This is a genomic window from Ruegeria hyattellae (assembly GCF_041537925.1).
GTDB lineage: Bacteria > Pseudomonadota > Alphaproteobacteria > Rhodobacterales > Rhodobacteraceae > Ruegeria_C.
In genome coordinates, this window is record NZ_JBGOSH010000014.1 from 16,204 (window position 1) to 35,852 (window position 19,649).

Annotated in this window: 16 protein-coding genes; 12 read left to right on the top strand and 4 right to left on the bottom strand. The window is 61.1% G+C overall.

Going from position 1 to position 19,649, the window contains the following annotated elements; genetic code table 11:
- Window positions 1–9 precede the first annotated feature (9 nt).
- The 10 genes from AB1E33_RS23860 (at window position 10) to infB (ending at window position 12,693) form a co-directional block, all read left to right on the top strand.
- On the top strand, window positions 10–1,113 hold the full coding sequence (locus tag AB1E33_RS23860) for a Gfo/Idh/MocA family protein (protein WP_372579743.1): 1,104 nt from the start codon (window positions 10–12) through the stop codon (window positions 1,111–1,113).
- Window positions 1,114–1,257: 144 nt separating this feature from the next.
- Entirely contained in the window at window positions 1,258–2,106 is an 849-nt protein-coding gene (locus AB1E33_RS23865; RefSeq protein WP_372579744.1) for a flagellar motor protein MotB, read from the top strand.
- A 61-nt stretch (window positions 2,107–2,167) separates the two neighbouring features.
- A complete protein-coding gene (locus AB1E33_RS23870; RefSeq protein ID WP_372579745.1) occupies window positions 2,168–3,493 on the top strand; it encodes a flagellar hook protein FlgE in 1,326 nt (441 codons plus the stop codon).
- A 36-nt stretch (window positions 3,494–3,529) separates the two neighbouring features.
- On the top strand, window positions 3,530–4,981 hold the full coding sequence (flgK, locus tag AB1E33_RS23875) for a flagellar hook-associated protein FlgK (protein WP_372579746.1): 1,452 nt from the start codon (window positions 3,530–3,532) through the stop codon (window positions 4,979–4,981).
- A 3-nt stretch (window positions 4,982–4,984) separates the two neighbouring features.
- Window positions 4,985–5,992, top strand: coding sequence for a flagellin (locus AB1E33_RS23880; protein WP_372579747.1), 1,008 nt, complete (start codon window positions 4,985–4,987; stop codon window positions 5,990–5,992).
- Window positions 5,989–7,089 carry a flagellar basal body P-ring protein FlgI gene (locus tag AB1E33_RS23885; protein WP_372579748.1) on the top strand — a complete coding sequence of 367 codons (1,101 nt, stop codon included), beginning with the start codon at window positions 5,989–5,991 and terminating at the stop codon, window positions 7,087–7,089. The genes AB1E33_RS23880 and AB1E33_RS23885 overlap by 4 nt, the downstream gene beginning before the upstream one ends.
- A 161-nt stretch (window positions 7,090–7,250) precedes the next feature.
- Entirely contained in the window at window positions 7,251–7,919 is a 669-nt protein-coding gene (gene rimP / locus AB1E33_RS23890; RefSeq protein ID WP_372579749.1) for a ribosome maturation factor RimP, read from the top strand.
- Window positions 7,919–9,547 (top strand): transcription termination factor NusA, encoded by a 1,629-nt coding sequence (nusA, locus tag AB1E33_RS23895; RefSeq protein ID WP_372579750.1) that lies wholly within the window; start codon window positions 7,919–7,921, stop codon window positions 9,545–9,547. The genes rimP and nusA overlap by 1 nt, the downstream gene beginning before the upstream one ends.
- A gap of 23 nt (window positions 9,548–9,570) precedes the next feature.
- Window positions 9,571–10,194: an RNA-binding protein gene (locus tag AB1E33_RS23900; RefSeq protein ID WP_372579751.1), complete on the top strand. Its 624-nt coding sequence runs from the start codon at window positions 9,571–9,573 to the stop codon at window positions 10,192–10,194.
- Between the two features lie 9 nt (window positions 10,195–10,203).
- A complete protein-coding gene (gene infB, locus AB1E33_RS23905) occupies window positions 10,204–12,693 on the top strand; it encodes a translation initiation factor IF-2 (RefSeq protein ID WP_372579752.1) in 2,490 nt (829 codons plus the stop codon).
- 79 nt (window positions 12,694–12,772) lie between these two features.
- Here the strand turns inward: infB and AB1E33_RS23910 are convergent, their stop codons facing one another.
- From AB1E33_RS23910 to AB1E33_RS23925, 4 genes are all read right to left on the bottom strand, one after another.
- Complete coding sequence (locus AB1E33_RS23910) at window positions 12,773–12,907, bottom strand: hypothetical protein (RefSeq protein WP_372579753.1); 135 nt, start codon at window positions 12,905–12,907, stop codon at window positions 12,773–12,775.
- A 193-nt stretch (window positions 12,908–13,100) separates the two neighbouring features.
- Window positions 13,101–13,499 carry a (deoxy)nucleoside triphosphate pyrophosphohydrolase gene (locus tag AB1E33_RS23915; RefSeq protein WP_372579754.1) on the bottom strand — a complete coding sequence of 133 codons (399 nt, stop codon included), beginning with the start codon at window positions 13,497–13,499 and terminating at the stop codon, window positions 13,101–13,103.
- 56 nt (window positions 13,500–13,555) lie between these two features.
- The gene (gene argJ / locus AB1E33_RS23920) at window positions 13,556–14,782 is read right to left on the bottom strand and encodes a bifunctional glutamate N-acetyltransferase/amino-acid acetyltransferase ArgJ (protein WP_372579755.1); all 1,227 of its coding nucleotides are present in this window, start codon (window positions 14,780–14,782) and stop codon (window positions 13,556–13,558) included.
- A gap of 5 nt (window positions 14,783–14,787) precedes the next feature.
- Window positions 14,788–15,639 carry a peptidylprolyl isomerase gene (locus tag AB1E33_RS23925; protein WP_372579756.1) on the bottom strand — a complete coding sequence of 284 codons (852 nt, stop codon included), beginning with the start codon at window positions 15,637–15,639 and terminating at the stop codon, window positions 14,788–14,790.
- A gap of 175 nt (window positions 15,640–15,814) precedes the next feature.
- On the opposite strand from AB1E33_RS23925, the gene secA reads away from it, so the two are divergent.
- The gene (gene secA, locus AB1E33_RS23930; RefSeq protein WP_372579757.1) at window positions 15,815–18,562 is read left to right on the top strand and encodes a preprotein translocase subunit SecA; all 2,748 of its coding nucleotides are present in this window, start codon (window positions 15,815–15,817) and stop codon (window positions 18,560–18,562) included.
- Between the two features lie 101 nt (window positions 18,563–18,663).
- A complete protein-coding gene (locus AB1E33_RS23935; RefSeq protein ID WP_372579758.1) occupies window positions 18,664–19,644 on the top strand; it encodes a hypothetical protein in 981 nt (326 codons plus the stop codon).
- Window positions 19,645–19,649 lie beyond the last annotated feature (5 nt).

The window sequence follows — 19,649 nt, forward strand, 5'->3', positions numbered from 1 at the left end:
GAGAGACGCGTGACCCGAGAGATCAACTACGGGATCATCGGCTGCGGCATGATGGGGCAGGAGCATCTGAAGAACATCGCACTGCTTGAAGGCGCGCGCGTTGCCGCGATCTTTGAACCCGATGCCGGAATGGCAGAGGCCTCCAGCCAGATCGCACCCGAAGCAACACTTGTGCCGTCGCTGGAGGCGCTACTAGCATTGCCGGATCTGGACTGCCTGCTGATCGCCAGCCCCAACCACCGCCACGTGTCGCAGGTTCTGCAGATCGCGGAAACACGGCCCCTGCCCCTGCTGGTCGAGAAGCCTCTGTTCACCGACCCGGCGGATGCCGAGGCGATGTTTGCGTTGCGCGAGAGCTATCCGGCCCCGATCTGGGTGGCGATGGAGTACCGCTACATGCCGCCCATCGCGGCGTTTCTGGAACAGGCCGATGTCGCCACTGGCGGCATCAGGATGCTGACCCTGCGCGAGCATCGGTTTCCGTTTCTGGACAAAGTCGGCAACTGGAATCGGTTCAATCGCAACAGCGGCGGGACATTTGTTGAAAAATGCTGCCATTTCTTCGATCTGATGAGGCTGGCGCTGCAGGCCGAGCCGGTGCGTATCATGGCCTCGGCAGCACAATCGCTCAACCATCTGGACGAGCGCTACGAGGGCGAGGTGCCCGACATTCTCGACAACGGCTATGTCATCGTCGATTTCGACAATGGCGCGCGGGCGATGCTGGAACTGTGCATGTTTGCCGAGGGTGCAACCTATCAGGAGGAGGTTTCGGCCATCGGCGCCGCAGGCAAGATCGAAGCGCTGGTGCCCGGGCCGGGCCGTTTCTGGCCCGCGCAACTGGGCGCGCCCCCGGTCCCGAAACTGATCGTCAGCCCGCGCGCACCCAAAGGGCCGGTGACGACCGAAATCCCGGTGGACGGGGACCTGCTTGATGCAGGCGACCACAACGGATCGACCTTTTATCAGCATCAGGCGTTTCTGCAGCTCCTACGTGGCGAACGCGACGGGCCGGACGTGTCACTGCTGGATGGCTGGATGGCGGTGCGGATGGGGCTTGCAGCCCAGCGCTCTGCCGCAAGCGGAAAATCGGTCTTGTTAGAGCCTGTATAGACAGGAATACCTGATGTCGCCTCGCGTTGGCGGCTTGCAACCTACGACCCGGAAATTACCGAATTACCCACACAATTTTATCTGTTAGCCCCCTCTTAACACCTGCACCGCTACCACGGTGGTGGGTGAAAAAAGGTGGTGGAGATGGGTGCGCAATCAAATGCGGCGCCAGTCATCATCAAACGTAAGAAAGTCGTTGGTGGCGGTGGCCACCATGGTGGCGCATGGAAGGTGGCCTATGCCGATTTCGTGACGGCCATGATGGCGTTCTTCATGTTGATGTGGCTGCTGAACGCAACAACCGAAAAACAACGCAAAGGGTTGGCGGATTACTTTTCACCGTCGATCCCGCTCAGCCCGGTTTCGGGCGGCGGTGATGGTGCCTTTGGGGGCGAAAACGTGTTCTCGGATGATGCCGTAGTTCTGGATGGGCGCGGCGCGACAAAGCAGCACCTGACGGAATCGCGCCGCGCACGGGGTGCAACCGGCGTCGACCAAAACGGGGAAGAGGACGCGTCGGTGGACGAATTCAGCGCCGTTCAGAATATGCTGCAGGGGCGCAGCGGTGAAAGCCAGGTCTCTGACCGGCTGCTGAAACACATCGTCACCCGGGTTACCGACGAGGGACTGATCATCGAGCTTTCGGCAACCGATCAGGTGCCGCTTTTCGATCGGCATTCCGACACGCCGACCCAGACGATGCAAGACCTGGCGGCGGTTGTGGCGATGGCGGCGGCGAGCGTCAGCAACCATGTCGCGGTAAGCGCCCATGTGCAGGCGCGTCCTGTTGTGCTGGCGCGCAGCCCGGTCTGGCACCTGTCCATGGATCGCGCCACGACCAGCAAGACACTTCTGGAACGCTCCGGACTGGACCCGGCCCGCATTCAGCGGGTGACCGGGCATGCCGACCGCAAGCTCAGGGACGAAAACCCTATGGCTGCCCGCAACAACCGGGTTGAGATCACGCTGCTGCGCAGCTCTTCGACAGAATAGCTCGTATTTTAGCTGTTAGCGCGCTGTTAAACCCCAGCGCGTAGCTGTTGCAGAAGGCTGAATGACCAAAGCAACAAAAGGGGCTCCGATGTCCATTTCCTCTTCGCTGAACGCGGGCGTGGCTGCGCTGTCAGCCAATGCCAACCGACTGGCGACCATTTCCGACAATATCGCGAATGCCTCGACCTTCGGGTACAAACGGGTCGAAACGGACTTTCATTCAATGGTTACTTCGTCCTCGGGCGGCACCTATTCCGCGGGCGGGGTCCGTACGACCAACCGCCGTCTGATCGATCAGGCCGGCTCAATCGTGTCGACCAGCAATGCCACCGACCTCGCCATCCGGGGTCGCGGCATGCTGCCAGTGCGGCACACGTCCGAGATTTCGGATGCCGGGTCTTCGCAGATGTTGCTGACTACGACCGGGTCATTCCGAACCGACGAACAGGGATATCTGGTTACCGAATCGGGTCTGGTTCTGCTGGGCTGGCCCGCTGCCGCAGACGGTTCGATGCCCTCTTATCCGCGCGATACGTCGGAAGGGTTGCAACCGATTCAGATGGGCGTGAACCAGGTTTCGGGGTCCCCGACAACCCGGATGGGTCTGCGCATGAACCTGCCCGCAACCGCGACCGAAGCCGGCGCAGCGGGAGATTCTCAACCGCTTTCGGTGGAGTATTTTGACAATCTGGGCAAATCGGAGAATGTTCAGATCGAGCTGGTTCCGACGGTGCCCGCCACAGGTGTCAGCAATGAATGGACGATGATACTGCGCGACACTGCGTCTGGCGGGGCGACGATCGGTGAATATACCCTGACCTTCGATGACAGCCGCACGGCCGGGGGCACTCTGGCCAGCGTCACAGCCGTTTCGGGCGGCGCCTATGATCCCGCCACGGGCAGCCTTGTGGTTAGTGTCGCCGGCGGCCCAATGGAGATCAATATCGGCCTGCTGGGCGATACCGACGGCATTTCGCAGCTCTCTGACACGTTTGCACCGGTCTCGACCACCAAAGATGGATCGGCAGTGGGCACCATGACCAAAGTGGAAATCGACGAAAACGGCTACGTCTATGCCTTCTTCGATTCCGGTATCAGCCAGCGGGTCTATCAGGTTCCCCTGGTCGACCTGCCCAATCCAAACGGGATGTTCTCGCTCGACCAGCAGACCTATGCGCCCTCTCGTGAAAGCGGCACCTATTTCCTGTGGGACGCGGGCGACGGGCCCACCGGCGACATGGTGTCCTTCGCGCGCGAGGAATCCAAGACCGACATCGCAACCGAACTGACCGCAATGATCCAGACCCAGCGCGCGTATTCCACCAGCGCCAAGGTGATCCAGACTGTTGACGAGATGCTTCAGGAAACCACGAATATCAAACGCTGACAGAGCACCCGCTAGGGCCATGGAAGGAGGGCGGATATGACAATCTCGGCAGCGTTCAACAACGCACTCAGCGGTCTGACGGCCAGCGGTCGCGCATCGGGTGTGATCTCGGACAATATCGCGAATGCGCTGACACCGGGTTATGCGAAGCGCAGTCTCGAGCTGACCTCGAATGCAACCGCCGGTCAGGGCGTCCGCGTTCTGGGCGTCACCCGCCGCACCGACCCGGTCCTGACGGACAATCGACGCAGCGCCGAAGCCACGTCGCGGAATGTTGATACGCTGACCCGGTTTCATGCCGAGTTCGGGGCCCTGATCGGTTCCACCGATGATCCCGCATCACTGAGCCACCGCGTGGCCGAGCTCGAGGCCGCTCTGATCACTGCAGCAAGCAACCCAAATGCCCCCACACGGCTAGATGCTGCTGCCACCGCCGCAAGCGATCTGGCACAGGCAATTCAGTCTGCGGGCAAGGGCCTGAGTGACCTGCGCACGCGCGCGGATCGCAATATCAGCCAACAGGTCGACAGGCTGAACGGCACGTTGCAGGATATCGAGGCGCTCAACGCCCGCATCCGGCGCGTTGAGCTGTCAGGTTCGGATACCGCGTCCTTGCTCGATCAGCGTAAGCAACTGGTGGACCAGGTCAACACCGTCATACCGGCCAAGATCGCCGGCCGCGAACATAACGGCATTGCGCTTTATAGCGAGGGCGGCGCCATTTTGCTTGATGGCTCCGCCGCCACACTCAGCTTTGCCCCCGCCACCTCTGCTGAACCTCATATGACTCAGGCGAACGGGCTGCTCTCCGACCTTGAGATCAACGGCATGCCGATGCGGACCGGGGGCGAGGCATCGCCGATCCGGGGTGGCACGCTGGCCGCCGAATTTCAGATCCGTGACGATCTTGCCGTCGACGCGCAACAGAATCTCGACGCTCTCGCCCGCGACCTGATCGAACGCTTTGCCGATCCGGCGGTTGACCCGACGCTGGCCGCGACCGATCCCGGCCTGTTCACCGACGCCGGCGCCGCCTTTCTGCCGGCAAACGCTCTCGGCCTGTCGAACCGGCTGGAGTTCAACACAGCTGCCGATCCGTCCCAAGGCGGCCAAAGCTGGCGCTTGCGTGACGGGTTGAACGCTTCGGGTCCCGGCCCTCAGGGCGGCGCCGCCCTGCTCAAGGCGATGAGCGCGGCGCTTACCACGCCCCGAACGCTGGCGAGTGCGAATTTCGGGCCCGGCGCACTGAGCGCAGCCGGGGTGGCAACCGGAATGTTGTCAATCACCGCACAGGCCACGGCCGAGACCGAACAGCGGTCGGCCTTCGCCTCGGCAACATTCACCGAATTTCAGCGAATCGAACAGGCCCTTGGCGTGGACACCGACGCGGAGCTGCAATCCCTGATGCAGATTGAACAGGCATATGCCGCCAACGCGCGGGTTCTCGAGGTTGTCGGGACCCTGATGGATACATTGCTGAGGATCTGACCCATGCCCCTGACATCAATCGGTGATCTGGCCAGCTCGCTGGCATTGCGCACCCGCAGCGTCGAAATCAAGACCCGGATCGCTACGCTGACCGATGAACTCAGTTCCGGCCAGACCAAGGACGTGAATACTCGGCTTGCTGGCGACTATTCGCAGCTAACCGATATGGATCGCCGGTTGCGCCATCTGCAGGCGTTCAAGACCGTCACCGCCGAGGCGGGTGCCTGGGCCAGCGGTATACAGACGGGCCTTGCGAACCTGCATGACCGGGTGGGTGACCTCTCGGCAAAACTGGTCACGTTTTCCAAACCCGGCCAGGAGGTCACGCGCCAACACATGAGCAACCAGGCCGCCGACGACCTCAAGCTTCTGGTATCGACACTGAACACCAGATCGGGCGGGCGCAGCCTGTTTGCCGGGCAGGCCCTAGATACGACGCCGCTCGCCGATGACAAAACCCTGCTGGCAGCCCTGCGCACGGTGGTGAGCGGTCAGACAACGCCGGTTGACATTATCCAGGCCGCCACGGACTGGTTCAACGACCCTGCCGGGTTCGAAGCAGTTATCTATCAAGGCTCCGACCAGAGCCTGGACCCGATCAGTGTATCCGATACCCAGGACGCTAGCCTGCCGCTGCGCGCCGATCATCCAACGTTTCGAGCCATGCTGCGCGACACCGCATTAGCCGCGCTTGCAACCGACCCGGCGTTGGGGTTTTCGGAAACGGTTCAGTCCGATCTGCTGCACAGAACCGGGGCGGGTTTACTGCGTAGCCAGGAAGACTTGACCCTGCTGCAAGCCGATCTGGGTCATACGGAGTCACGCATCGAAGCGGCAAAGACCCAAAACGCCGCCACCGCGACGGCCACGGAATTTGCCCGCAACATACTTTTGGCGGCGGACCCCTATGACACGGCAACACATCTGGAAGCGGCCCAGTTCCAGTTGGAGAGCCTCTACGCCGCCACCGTCCGGTCCTCGCAATTGTCGCTGGTGAACTACCTCAGATGAGCATTTTCAGACTTCTTGCCCTGACCTTACTGATGGCCCTGCCCGCCAATGCCGGAGAAATCCGCCTGAAGAACCTTGTCGATTTCGATGGCGTCCGCGGCAACGACCTGATCGGTTATGGCCTGATCGTGGGATTGAACGGAACCGGCGACGGGCTGCGCAATGCACCCTTCACCGAAGACATGTTGTCAAATGTGCTGGAACGCCTCGGCGTCAACGTCACCGGAGAGCAGTTTCGCCCGAAAAACGTCGCCGCCGTTTTTGTGACCGCCAGTTTGCCGCCATTTTCGAGGGTGGGCTCGCAGATCGACGTCACGGTGTCCGCGATTGGTGATTCGAAAAGCCTGCTCGGCGGGACATTGATCATGACCCCGCTCAACGCCGCCGACGGGCAAATCTATGCCGTCGCGCAGGGCACTGTGCTGGCTGGTGGCGCCAGTGTCGAAGGTGAGGCGGCCTCGGTGGTGCGCGGTGTGCCCACCTCGGGCGTCATCCCCTCGGGCGCGCGGGTCGAGAAAGAGATCGACTTTGATCTCTCATCGCTGAGGCGCCTGCGCCTGGCTTTGCGAGAACCCGATTTCACCACGGCGGGGCGCATCGAAACAGCTGTGAACCGCGAATTCAGACGCCCGGTGGCGGTAATGCGCGATTCCGGCACAGTAGAGCTTGATGTCGCGGCGACCCGCGCAGTCTCGGTCGCCCATGCCATTGAGAGGGTTGAAAACATCCTCGTCACGCCGGAGCGTCGGGCGCGTGTGGTGGTCGATCAAAGATCCGGTACGATCGTGCTGGGCGATGATGTACGTATTTCACGCGTTGCCGTTTCGCAGGGTAACCTGACCCTGCGGATTGAAGAAGCGCCGCTTGTCGTGCAGCCGAACCCCTTTGCCAATGGGCGAACAGTAGTTGTCCCGCGCACAACCGCAGCACTTGAAGAGGATGAAGGTATCAAACTGGCCGAGGTGCCCGAGGGAACTTCACTGTCGCAGGTGGTCGCGGGATTGAACGCGCTCGGGGTTTCGCCAAGGGACATGATCGACATTCTCAAGACCATCAATGCCGCAGGGGCTCTACACGCGGAATTTGTCGTGAGATGAACTGAGATCGCGAAGGTGAACAGCGGGCGCGTTTTCGCCTCTTGCAGACTCACCCGCCACCACGTATATGCCTCTCAACAGCGGCGCGTCGGGCTCTGGCCTGAGGCTCCACCGGGAAATATCGACGGGCCGCGGGCCCGTTTTTTTGTGTTTGGACCAAGATGACCAACGACCTGATAGCAAAGGCAGCGATCGACCGGAGACTGGCCGAGATCGTCACCCCTGTGATCGAGGATCTGGGGTTCGAGTTGGTGCGCATCCGTCTGATGAGCGGCAAGCAGTCGACGTTGCAGATCATGGCTGACAAATCCGATGGCGGCATCGAGGTGGATGATTGCGCCGAGATCTCGAATGCAGTCAGCGCCACGCTGGATGTCGAGGACCCGATCCTGGACGCTTATACGCTTGAAGTGTCCAGCCCCGGAATCGACCGCCCACTGACGCGGCTCAAAGATTTCGACATGTTCGAAGGCTATGAGGCTAAACTTGAGACCGCCGAACTGATCGATGGCCGTCGCCGCTTCAAGGGTGAACTTGCCGGGGTCGAGGGCGACGAGGTACTGATCAACATTCCCGAGCATGGTGAGACGATCACAATCGGGTTGCAATTCGATTGGCTGAGCGACGCCAAGCTGGTGCTGACCGACGATCTGATCAAGGAAATGCTGCGCCAGCGCAAGGCGGCGGGCGCGCTGCCCGAAGACCTGAACGAAGACCAATTCGACGAGATAGTTGAAGATGCGCCCCTGCGGGGTGATGAAGTTGAAGGCGCGCCCCTGCGGGGCGACGAAATCGTGCCCGAGCAAGGGTCCGAAGAGGAGACGAATTGATGGCAATCACCTCAGCCAACCAGCTGGAACTGCTGCAAACCGCCGAGGCCGTGGCCCGGGAAAAGATGATCGATCCCGGTCTGGTGGTCGAGGCGATGGAAGAAAGCCTCGCCCGCGCCGCCAAGAGCCGCTATGGCGCCGAGATGGATATCCGCGTCAGCATCGACCGCAAGACCGGCAAGGCCACCTTTACCCGCGTCCGCACCGTGGTCGAGGATGAAGAGCTTGAGAACTATCAGGCCGAGTTCACCATGGAACAGGCCAAGCAATATTTGGAAAACCCTGCCGTGGGTGACCAGTACGTCGAAGAGGTGCCGCCGGTCGAAATGGGTCGCATCGCCGCACAATCGGCCAAGCAGGTGATCCTGCAGAAGGTGCGCGAAGCCGAACGCGACCGTCAGTACGAGGAATTCAAGGACCGCGCCGGCACCATCATCAACGGTCAGGTCAAGCGCGAAGAGTTCGGCAATGTGATCGTCGATATCGGAGGTGGCGAGGCTGTGCTGCGCCGCAACGACAAGATCGGTCGCGAAAGCTATCGCCCTAATGACCGTCTGCGCGCCTTTATCAAAGAGGTCCGTCGCGAGCCGCGCGGGCACCAGATCTTCCTGTCGCGCACCGCGCCGGAATTCATGGCCGAGCTGTTCAAGATGGAAGTGCCGGAAATCTATGACGGCATTATCGACATCAAGGCGGTCGCCCGCGACCCCGGGTCGCGCGCCAAGATTGCCGTGATCTCTTATGACGGCTCGATCGATCCGGTCGGTGCCTGCGTTGGTATGCGTGGCAGCCGTGTGCAGGCGGTCGTCAACGAATTGCAGGGCGAAAAGATTGACATCATCCCGTGGAACGAAGATCAGCCAACCTTCCTGGTGAACGCATTGCAACCCGCCGAGGTCAGCAAGGTCGTTCTGGACGAAGAAGCCGGCAAGATCGAAGTTGTCGTGCCCGAGGAACAACTGAGCCTCGCCATTGGCCGCCGCGGTCAGAACGTGCGTCTGGCCAGCCAACTGACCAATCTTGATATCGACATTATGACCGAGGCCGAAGAATCGGCCCGTCGCCAGAAGGAATTCGAGGCGCGCACCAGCCTGTTTATGGAAACACTGGATCTGGACGAGTTCTTTGCCCAGCTGCTGGTCTCCGAAGGCTTTGGCAATCTCGAAGAAGTCGCTTATGTCGAACTGGACGAGTTGCTGGTCATCGATGGCGTCGACGAAGGCACTGCACAAGAACTTCAGGCCCGCGCCCGCGACTATCTGGAAGCGCAGGCCAAGCAGGCGCTGGACAACGCGCGCGCGCTGGGTGTCGAGGACAGCCTGGTTGAATTCGAGGGGCTCTCACCCCAGATGATCGAGGCGTTGGCCAAGGACGACGTCAAGACGCTGGAAGATTTTGCCACTTGCGCCGACTGGGAGCTGGCGGGCGGCTGGACCACGGTTGATGGCGAGCGCGTCAAGGATGACGGCATTCTGGAACCGTTCGGCATGAGCCTCGAAGAAGCGCAATCCATGGTGATGACCGCACGCGTTCTGCTGGGCTGGGTTGATCCGGCCGAACTTGAGGCCGACGAAGAAGAGGTCGAGTCTGAGGAAGGCGAAGAAACCAGCGCGGAGGCCGGGGCCTGATCTCAGGCCCGGTTGGGGTCCTGATGAGCCGCGGTGGCGCCTCAAAAGACCGGTCGGACGGTCCCGAACGCAAATGCGTCGCCACGGGTGAGGTGCGTCCTAAATATGGACTCATCCGCTTTGTTGCCGGTCCGGACGGCACGGTTGTGCCCGATGTGATGGGCAAGCTGCCGGGGCGGGGCGTCTATGTCGCGGCGGACCGCGCGGCTCTGCAGCGAGCAGTGGACAAGAAGCTGTTCAGCCGCGGCCTGAAGATGCAGGCCAGCGTCCCGGACGGTCTGATCGACGAACTGGAACGGCAATTGTCGCGCCGCGTCGTCGACCTGCTGAGCCTGGCACGCAAGTCGGGTGATGCGGTGGCGGGCTTTGAGAAGGTCAAGACCTGGCTCGACAAGGAAGAGGCTCAGGTTCTGCTTCAGGCCAGCGATGGATCGGCGCGCGGAAAGACGAAATTGAGCACGCCGCATTTCGGTAAATACATCGGCTGGCTCACGGCGGACGAATTGGGCATGGCATTTGGTCGCCAAACAATGATACATGCGGCGCTGGCCTCTGGTGGACTCGCCAAACGTGTTGTAGAGGAAGCGCAGCGCCTGCGTGGCTTGCGCGAAACGGATGACGGCGGCAACGGCCGCACGGAAGGGTAAGTAAGCTTGATGAGCGATAGTGACGGCAAAAAGACATTGGGTCTGCGTGGGGCGCCCCGCTCGGGGAATGTGAAACAGAGTTTCAGCCACGGACGGACCAAGAATGTCGTGGTGGAAACCAAGCGCAAGCGCGTTGTGGTCCCCAAGCCCGGTGCGTCAAAGCCCGGGGCCGGGTCCTCTGCGCCGTCGGGTGATCCATCGCGTCGCCCCGCCGGGATCTCTGATGCCGAGATGGCCCGCCGCCTGAAGGCGGTCCAGGCCGCCAAGGCACGCGAGGCCGAAGAAACCGCGCGCCGTGCCGCTGAAGAAAAAGCGCGCGCCGAAGATCGCGAGCGGCGCCGGGCCGAGGCCGAGGCGAAGGAACGCGAGCAGCGCGAGGCCGAAGAGCGCGCCAAGCAAAAAGCCGCCGACGAGGAGCGCCAACGCAAGGAATCCGAGGAAAACGCCCGTCGCGCCGCGGCCGAAGCGGCCACGGCCAAAGAGGCACCCAAGCCGGAGCAGCGCAGCGCACCCACCGGTGGTCGACCCGCGCCCAGCGAAGCCCCGCGTCGCGAGCGCGAACAGCGCCAGACGCGCGGCAAGGGCCGTGACGACAACCGCCGCTCGGGCAAGCTGACGCTGAACCAGGCTCTGTCGGGTGGCGAAGGCAACCGGCAGAAATCGCTGGCCGCGATGAAGCGCAAGCAGGAACGCGCCCGGCAAAAAGCCATGGGCGGCTCGGTCGAGCGTGAAAAGGTGATTCGCGACGTGCAGGTGCCGGAAACCATCGTTGTGTCCGAACTGGCCAACCGCATGGCCGAACGGGTCGGAGACGTGGTCAAATCGCTCATGAACATGGGCATGATGGTCACTCAGAACCAATCGATCGACGCAGACACTGCCGAACTGATCATTGAGGAATTCGGCCATAACGTTGTACGTGTGTCCGATGCCGATGTCGAAGATGTCATCGCCGATATCGAGGACAAGGACGACGATCTGGAACCGCGCCCTGCGGTCATCACCATCATGGGCCATGTCGACCACGGCAAGACCTCGCTGCTAGATGCGATCCGCGACGCCAAGGTTGTTGCCGGCGAAGCGGGCGGCATCACCCAGCATATCGGTGCCTATCAGGTCAAAACCGATGGTGGTGCCACGCTGACCTTCCTCGATACACCGGGCCACGCGGCCTTTACCTCGATGCGGTCGCGCGGGGCACAGGTGACAGATATCGTTGTGCTTGTAGTGGCGGCCGATGACGCGGTCATGCCACAGACCATCGAGGCCATCAATCACGCCAAGGCGGCCGAAGTACCGATGATCGTGGCGATCAATAAAGTCGACAAACCCGACGCCAACCCAGACAAAGTGCGCACTGACCTGCTGCAGCATGAGGTGATCGTCGAAAAGATGTCGGGTGAGGTTCAGGACGTCGAAGTGTCCGCCATCACCGGTCAGGGTCTGGACGAGTTGCTTGAAGCGATCGCGCTGCAGGCCGAGATTCTGGAGCTGAAGGCCAATTCCGACCGCGCCGCCCAAGGCGCAGTGATCGAGGCGCAGCTGGATGTGGGCCGTGGCCCCGTCGCGACCGTTCTGGTTCAGAAAGGCACATTGCGTCAGGGCGACATCTTTGTTGTGGGTGAGCAATATGGCAAGGTCCGTGCGCTTATCAACGACAAGGGCGACCGGGTGAAAGAAGCCGGGCCATCGGTTCCGGTGGAGGTTCTTGGCCTTAACGGGACACCCGAGGCCGGGGACGTTCTGAACGTGACCTCGACCGAAGCGCAGGCCCGCGAGATCGCGGATTACCGCGAACAGGCCGCCAAGGACAAACGCGCCGCCGCCGGTGCCGCGACCACGCTTGAACAGTTGATGCAGAAGGCCAAGGAAGACGAAAGCGTCTCCGAGCTGCCGATTCTGGTCAAGGCGGATGTGCAGGGTTCGGCCGAGGCCATCGTTCAGGCGATGGAAAAGATCGGCAATGACGAAGTGCGCGTGCGCGTGCTGCATTCCGGCGTCGGTGCCATTACTGAAACCGATATCGGTCTGGCCGAAGCCTCGGGCGCGCCCGTCATGGGCTTCAACGTGCGGGCCAATACCTCGGCGCGGAACACGGCGAACCAGAAAGGTGTCGAGATCCGGTATTACTCGGTGATCTATGATCTTGTGGACGACGTCAAAGCCGCCGCTTCAGGTCTGCTGAGCGCCGAGATCAAGGAAAACTTCATCGGCTATGCCGAGATCAAGGACGTATTCAAGGTCTCTAATGTCGGCAAGGTTGCGGGCTGTCTGGTCACCGAAGGTGTCGCCCGTCGTTCGGCCGGTGTGCGACTGCTGCGCGACAACGTGGTGATCCACGAAGGCACGCTGAAGACGCTCAAACGCTTCAAGGACGAAGTGGCCGAGGTTCAGTCGGGTCAGGAATGCGGTATGGCGTTCGAGAACTACGACGATATTCGCAAGGGCGACGTCATCGAGATCTTCGAGCGCGAAGAAGTCACTCGCACGCTGGACTGACCTGTCCCGACGTGTTGAAACAAAAGGGGTTGGCCGATGGGCCAACCCCTAGTCATGTGAGTGGCGGTGTGCCGTTTCGTCAGGCCGCAGCCTTGACCGGACGTCCAGCAAAATGCTTCTTGCCGATCTTCACTTCGATACGTCCATCGGCAAGCGCGCGCACATATGTGCCCTGTACGAACACACACGTACCAATCGTAATTGTACGTAGCACGTGACATCCTCCCAAATTGCCATTTGGATGAATTCACTATACACGAAAAAACCGCAAATGGACACTGTTTAGCGTCAGGTTGCCAAACGGAGCGCGCGCTAACGTCCCACATGTAGCGTGTGGAGTCTATTCCGCGACGAAATGTCGAGAGAAGCTGGGATCGGAATGCAACCAAAAGACGCGGGTGGTCAGATCACAGCCAATCTCTCAGGATCGGAATGAGCGGAATATCAGCAGGCGGCATCGGATAGTCGCGCAGGTCATTCGGACGGACCCATTTCAACCTCTGGCCTTCATTGGATTGCGGGATGCCCTCCCATTTCCGGCAGGCAAACAACGGCATGAGAAGGTGAAAGTCATCATAGCCGTGGCTCGCGAAAGTGAGCGGCGCAAGGCAGGATTTCCAGGTGTTGATGCCCAGTTCTTCTTCCAGTTCGCGGATCAGCGCCATTTCGGGCGTTTCACCTGGTTCGACCTTGCCACCCGGAAACTCCCATAGCCCGGCCATGGATTTTCCCTCGGGGCGTTGCGCCAACAGCACCCGGCCATCGGGATCAATCAGCGCAACGGCCGAGACAAGTACAATATTCATTGTCACAATCCCGGACGCAAAACCGGGTTCCACTTTTTGCGGGGCGTGCTCCGGTTTCACGACCGGTAATCCGCGTTGATCTCGATATATCCGTGGGTCAGATCGCAAGTCCAGACCGTGGCCTTGCCCGCGCCCAGCCCCAGATCGATGGCGATCACCAGATCTTGCGCCTTCATATAGGCGGCGGCGTCTTCTTCGCGGTAATCCGGGCTGACCCAGCCCTTTTCCGCCACCAAAATATCCCCGAACGAGATGCTCAGCATGTCCCGGTCCGCCGTGGCCCCCGATTTGCCGATCGCCATCACCACCCGGCCCCAATTGGCGTCCTCTCCGGCGATGGCGGTTTTGACTAGCGGAGAATTGGCCACCGACAGGCCATGGGTCTTGGCCTCTGCATCCGAAACAGCGCCGGTGACGCGGATTTCGATGAATTTGGTCGCGCCTTCGCCGTCCCGCACCACCAGATGCGCCAACTCGCGCATCACCTGCTCAAGTGCTGCATCAAACCGGGCAACGCCTGTCGCATCCACGCCCGCAGCACCGGTAGCGCAGACCAGCAGGCTGTCCGAAGTCGAAGTGTCGCTGTCGACCGTGATGCAGTTGAACGTTCGATCCGCCATGGCCGAAACCGCGCTTTGCAACGCCGCCTGATCATAGCCCGCATCGGTGAAGATATAGACCAGCATCGTCGCCATATCGGGCGCAATCATGCCCGATCCCTTGGCCATACCGGCGATGGACACCGTCTTGCCATCGACCTCGACTTGCGCGCTTGCTCCTTTTGCGAAAGTGTCGGTGGTCATGATCGCCCGCGCGGCATCTTCGATAGCGTCGCCCGACAGGCCCGCGTTCAGGTCGTTTATCTGCGACACGATTCGGTCATGGGGCAACGGCTCGCCAATAACCCCCGTCGAAGCGGTGAAGACGCGCTGCTCAGGTACTCCGGTTGTCTCGGCCACCGCCTTGGTCACCTCGGCGACCGAGGCCTGCCCGTATTGGCCGGTAAACGCATTGGCATTGCCCGAATTCACAAGGATCGCGGCGGGGCCAGAGCTTCCCCCACCCAGTTTCTGCTGACAGTCCAGCACCGGAGCCGCGCGCGTCGAGGAGCGGGTGAAAACACCCGCGACCGACGTGCCCGCATCGAGAACCGCCAGCATCACATCAGTGCGCCCGGCATATTTGACGCCCGCCGCGGCGGTGGCAAAGCGCACGCCGCCAAGCCGCGGCAGGTCTGGAAAACGCGCGGGCGCCAGCGGCGAAACCTTGGTGATTGTCGCCAAAGCGCTTACTCCTGCACGAGGTCGAGCTGCTTGAGCATCTCGGGTGTCAGGCCTTCGACCTCGGGGCGTTCCACTGTTGCGGACTGGGTCAGCTCCGCCACTTTCGCCTCGATCACCTCGCGTTGGATCTGCTGCGCCAGATCGCCGCGCACATCGTCCAGCGCAGGGGCCTGGGATTTGCGCTTGTCTTTCAGGTTGATCAGATGCCAGCCGAACTGCGTCTTCACCGGGTCCGAGACCTGGCCGGGTTCCAGCGCCATCACTGCCTGTTCGAACTCGGGCACCATCTGGCCCGGCCCGAACCAGCCAAGCGCACCGCCATTGGGGCCCGAAGGCCCGGTGGATTTCTCTTTCGCGGTTTCCGCAAAATCTGCCCCCTCGTCCAGCTCACCTTTGATCGCCTTGGCCTCATCCTCGGTTTCGACCAGGATGTGGGCGGCGTCATATTCATCGGCACCGGCCCAATCATTGAACTGTGCGTCATAGGCCGCCTGCAGCGCCTCGTCGGTCACCGCCTCTGCGGTTAGCCGGTCGATCATGGTGGCGGCCAGCAGCGAGCGTTTCTCGTTTTCCAGCGTCAGCGCGATCTGGCGCGGCATCTCGTCGCCCAGCGCCTCGCGCAGCAGGTTCTGCTGGATTAGTTGATCGAGAATGGCGTCATACAGCACCTGATCCTCGACCTGCTGGTATTGCTGGGGCAGCGCGGCCCGCGCCAGGATCAGATGGCCCAGCGTGATGTCTTCGCCGTTGACAGTTGCGACAACAGTATCGGCATCGGGCTGGTTTTGTGCAGTCGCAGGCAGCGCCATCACCGCCGCAAGGGCCAAAGCTGGCAGAAAAGTGAAGCCTTTGGGCATGTATTCATCCTATATTCAGACCACGACAGGGCGCGGCGTTGACACTCTTAGACCTGCCGCTTACATCGCTTTGAAGCCTTGGACAGGGCCGCCTTCACCCCCCGTATCTATGGGTTGCGCGCAGGGCGGGCAAGCCTGTCGCAACCTCGATAAGAATAGATCCGCTGGAGTGAACATGCTGGGACTGGGAACGCTCACCAAAAAGGTGTTCGGAACGCCGAATGACCGCAAGATCAAGGCGACCCGCCCGCTGATCGCAAAGATCAACGCGCAGGAAGAAGAGTTCGAAAAACTGTCTGATGACGGGCTGAAGGACAAGACCGAGGACCTGCGCAAGCGTGCCCTGGACGGCGAAAGCCTTGACGACCTGCTGCCCGAGGCCTTTGCCAATGTGCGCGAAGCCGCCAAGCGGGCGCTTGGCCTGCGCGCCTTTGACGTACAGTTGATGGGCGGCGCCTTCCTGCATCAGGGCAACATTGCCGAAATGAAAACCGGCGAAGGCAAGACGCTGGTTGCCACCTTCCCGGCCTATCTGAACGCGCTGACCGGCAAGGGCGTGCATGTGGTGACGGTGAACGAATACCTCGCCAAGCGTGACGCCGAATGGATGGGCAAGGTGTTCAGCGCGCTGGGCATGACCACCGGCGTGATCTGGACCGGCATGCCCGAGGATGAGAAACGCGCCGCCTATGGCTGTGACATCACCTATGCCACCAATAACGAGCTGGGCTTCGACTATCTGCGCGACAACATGAAAGCGGAACTGGACCAGCTGTTCCAGAAACATCACAACTTCGCCATCGTGGATGAGGTCGACTCGATCCTGATCGATGAGGCACGGACACCGCTGATCATCTCGGGCCCGGCGCAAGACCGCTCGGACCTGTACCTGACCATCGACACGGTGATCCCAACCTTGGACGATAGTCACTTTGAACTGGACGAAAAAACTCGGAACGTGACCTTCACAGACGAGGGCAACGAGTTCCTGGAAACCCAGCTCAAGGCGCGAGACCTGCTGGATGAGGCTCAGTCGCTTTATGATCCCGAAAGCACAACCATCGTGCATCACGTCAACCAGGGCCTGCGGGCACATAAGTTGTTCCAGAAGGACAAGGACTATATCGTTCGTGACGGGCAGGTTGTGCTGATCGACGAATTCACCGGTCGGATGATGCCGGGCCGCCGCCTGTCGGACGGGCTGCATCAGGCCATCGAAGCCAAGGAAGGCGCGCCGATCCAGCCCGAAAACGTCACCCTGGCCAGCGTCACCTTCCAGAACTACTTCCGGCTGTACAACAAGCTGGGCGGCATGACCGGTACCGCATTGACCGAGGCCGAGGAATTTGCCGAAATCTACGGTCTGGGCGTGGTCGAGGTGCCCACCAACAAGCCGATCGCACGGGTGGACGAGGACGATCAGGTCTATCGCACCACGGGCGAGAAATACGGCGCGATGATCAAGGAAATCCGGGTAGCCAACGAAAAAGGTCAGCCGGTCCTGGTTGGCACCACCTCGATCGAAAAGTCCGAAATGCTCAGCCAGTTGCTGACCGAAGAAGGCATCAAGCACAACGTCCTGAACGCCCGCCAGCATGAAAAAGAGGCGCAGATCGTCGCCGAGGCGGGACATCTGGGCGCGGTCACCATCGCCACCAACATGGCCGGTCGCGGCACCGACATTCAGCTGGGCGGCAATGTCGAGATGAAAGTGCTGGCCGCATTGGCCGAAAACCCCGAAGCCGATCCTGCCGAGCTGCGCGCCGCCGAAGAGGCCAAGCACGCGGAAGAGAAAAAGAAGGTGCTAGAGGCGGGCGGGCTGTTCGTAATGGCCTCGGAACGCCACGAAAGCCGCCGCATCGACAACCAGCTGCGCGGCCGCTCAGGCCGTCAGGGTGACCCTGGCCGCACCGTGTTCTACCTCAGCCTCGAAGACGACCTGATGCGCATCTTTGGCTCGGAACGTCTGGAAAAGGTGCTCAGAACGCTGGGCATGAAAGAGGGCGAGGCGATCATTCACCCCTGGGTCAACAAATCGCTGGAACGCGCGCAGGCCAAGGTCGAGGGTCGCAATTTCGACATGCGCAAGAACGTTCTGAAATTCGACGACGTGATGAACGACCAGCGCAAGGTTGTGTTCAGCCAGCGGCGCGAGATCATGGCCGCCGAAGACCTGTCCGAGATCGTGTCGGACATGCGCGAGCAGGTGATCGACGACATTATCGACCAGTACATGCCGCCGAAATCCTATGCCGATCAGTGGGACACACAGGGTCTTTACGCAGCCGTGATCGAAAAGCTGGGTCTCGACCTGCCGATCATCGACTGGGCCGATGAAGAGGGCGTCGATGACGAACAGATCCGCGAACGCCTGATCAAGGCCGCCGATGAGAACATGGCAAAGAAGGCGGTCGATTTCGGCCCCGAGAACATGCGCAACATCGAAAAGCAGGTGCTGCTGCAAACCATCGACGGCAACTGGCGCGAGCATCTGCTGACTCTGGAACATCTGCGCTCGGTCGTTGGGTTCCGGGGATATGCGCAGCGCGACCCGCTCAATGAATACAAGAACGAAAGCTTCCAGCTGTTCGAGGGGATGCTCGACAGCCTGCGCGAAACGGTGACCCAGCAATTGGCGCGGGTCCGTCCGCTGAGCGAAGAGGAACAGCGCGAGATGCTGGCCCAGATGACCGCCCAGCAGGCCCAGATGCAGAGCGCGGCAGCGGGCGAGGCACCACAACAGAACGCCGAAGCGAAAGAACCCGCAATGGCGGGCGCGGATCAGGCGGCGGATGGCGGCGCTCAGGCAGCTCCCGGTTTTGTCGAAGACGACCCCGAAACCTGGGGCAAACCCTCGCGCAATGATCGCTGTCCCTGCGGCTCTGGCAAGAAGTTCAAACATTGCCACGGGCGGCTGACCTGAGGGCACTGCCCTTATTCGGACAAAATGACTCCCAAGGGCGGCCACAAACTGGCCGCCTTTTTTAACGAAAGTTAATCCGAACAAAGCCGGGGGAGTCGGTGATGATTCGGACACGCAACCTACTGACAGTCGGCGGAACGGCGTTCTGCGCACTGGCGATCGGATATTTCATGCAGCGCGACGCGCCTTCGCAATATGCGTCCATCATCCGGCATCCGTCTGGGTTGCAACAGCGCGTTCTGGCCCCATTTGCGCGCGCGGACATTGATGAATATGCCATGCTTGAGGTCCGCGATATCAAGCTGACCTCGGCCTTGCCCGGCCTGCCAGTGCCCACTCGTCTGGCTCAACCGACGCTGGAACATGTGACAGATGGCGCAGTCGCAGCGCGCGAGCTTTCGCTGCCTGTACCGCCAGGCGACCCGATGCACCCGGAGCTTGGATGCAACGTCACTGTCGCTTCATCGGTGTTGCCGCTGGCCCGCGTCGCGCTTTCGGTTGAGGCATCGTGCTTTCCGAACCAACGGGTAACAGTGCATCACAGTGGCCTGTTCTTTACCGACACCACCGACGGCAAAGGCGCGCTTGATGTCACGATCCCGGCGCTGTCGGAGCAGGCGGTGTTCATCATCGAGTTTGAAAACGGCGCCGGTGCGGTCGCCCGTGCCGAAGTGGACGAGTTGCTGGAATTCGAGCGTGTGGCAATCCAGTGGGGCGGCGAATCCGGCCTGCAGATCAACGCCAAAAGCGACAATGGGGTGACCCCGGTCACCGCCAATGACAGCGCATATGGTGATGTCGTCCGCCTTGGCAAGCTGGGCAACAGCACCTCTCGTGTGGCCGAAATCTACAGCGTTCCACGCGACCAGCTGGCGCGCTCGGACGCAATATCGCTGACGATCGAGGCCGAAGTCACCGCCGCCAATTGCGACCGCGACATCGCCGCGCAGTCGCTGGAGCTGCGCGCAAACCGCAGTTTGCGGATGCGCGACCTGACCCTGTCAATGCCAAGCTGCGACGCGACCGGTGACTTTCTGGTGTTGAATAATCTTGTCGAAGACCTGAAGATCGCCGGAAAATAATCCGT

Bases quoted from the DNA above. Each gene is read 5' to 3' on its own strand.
- AB1E33_RS23865 (WP_372579744.1), top strand. From the start codon at position 1,258: ATGGGTGCGCAATCAAATGCGGCGCCAGTCATCATCAAACGTAAGAAA.
- AB1E33_RS23870 (WP_372579745.1), top strand. From the start codon at position 2,168: ATGACCAAAGCAACAAAAGGGGCTCCGATGTCCATTTCCTCTTCGCTG.
- flgK (WP_372579746.1), top strand. From the start codon at position 3,530: ATGACAATCTCGGCAGCGTTCAACAACGCACTCAGCGGTCTGACGGCC.
- AB1E33_RS23880 (WP_372579747.1), top strand. From the start codon at position 4,985: ATGCCCCTGACATCAATCGGTGATCTGGCCAGCTCGCTGGCATTGCGC.
- AB1E33_RS23885 (WP_372579748.1), top strand. From the start codon at position 5,989: ATGAGCATTTTCAGACTTCTTGCCCTGACCTTACTGATGGCCCTGCCC.
- rimP (WP_372579749.1), top strand. From the start codon at position 7,251: ATGACCAACGACCTGATAGCAAAGGCAGCGATCGACCGGAGACTGGCC.
- nusA (WP_372579750.1), top strand. From the start codon at position 7,919: ATGGCAATCACCTCAGCCAACCAGCTGGAACTGCTGCAAACCGCCGAG.
- AB1E33_RS23900 (WP_372579751.1), top strand. From the start codon at position 9,571: ATGAGCCGCGGTGGCGCCTCAAAAGACCGGTCGGACGGTCCCGAACGC.
- infB (WP_372579752.1), top strand. From the start codon at position 10,204: ATGAGCGATAGTGACGGCAAAAAGACATTGGGTCTGCGTGGGGCGCCC.
- AB1E33_RS23915 (WP_372579754.1), bottom strand. From the start codon at position 13,499: ATGAATATTGTACTTGTCTCGGCCGTTGCGCTGATTGATCCCGATGGC.
- AB1E33_RS23925 (WP_372579756.1), bottom strand. From the start codon at position 15,639: ATGCCCAAAGGCTTCACTTTTCTGCCAGCTTTGGCCCTTGCGGCGGTG.
- secA (WP_372579757.1), top strand. From the start codon at position 15,815: ATGCTGGGACTGGGAACGCTCACCAAAAAGGTGTTCGGAACGCCGAAT.
- AB1E33_RS23935 (WP_372579758.1), top strand. From the start codon at position 18,664: ATGATTCGGACACGCAACCTACTGACAGTCGGCGGAACGGCGTTCTGC.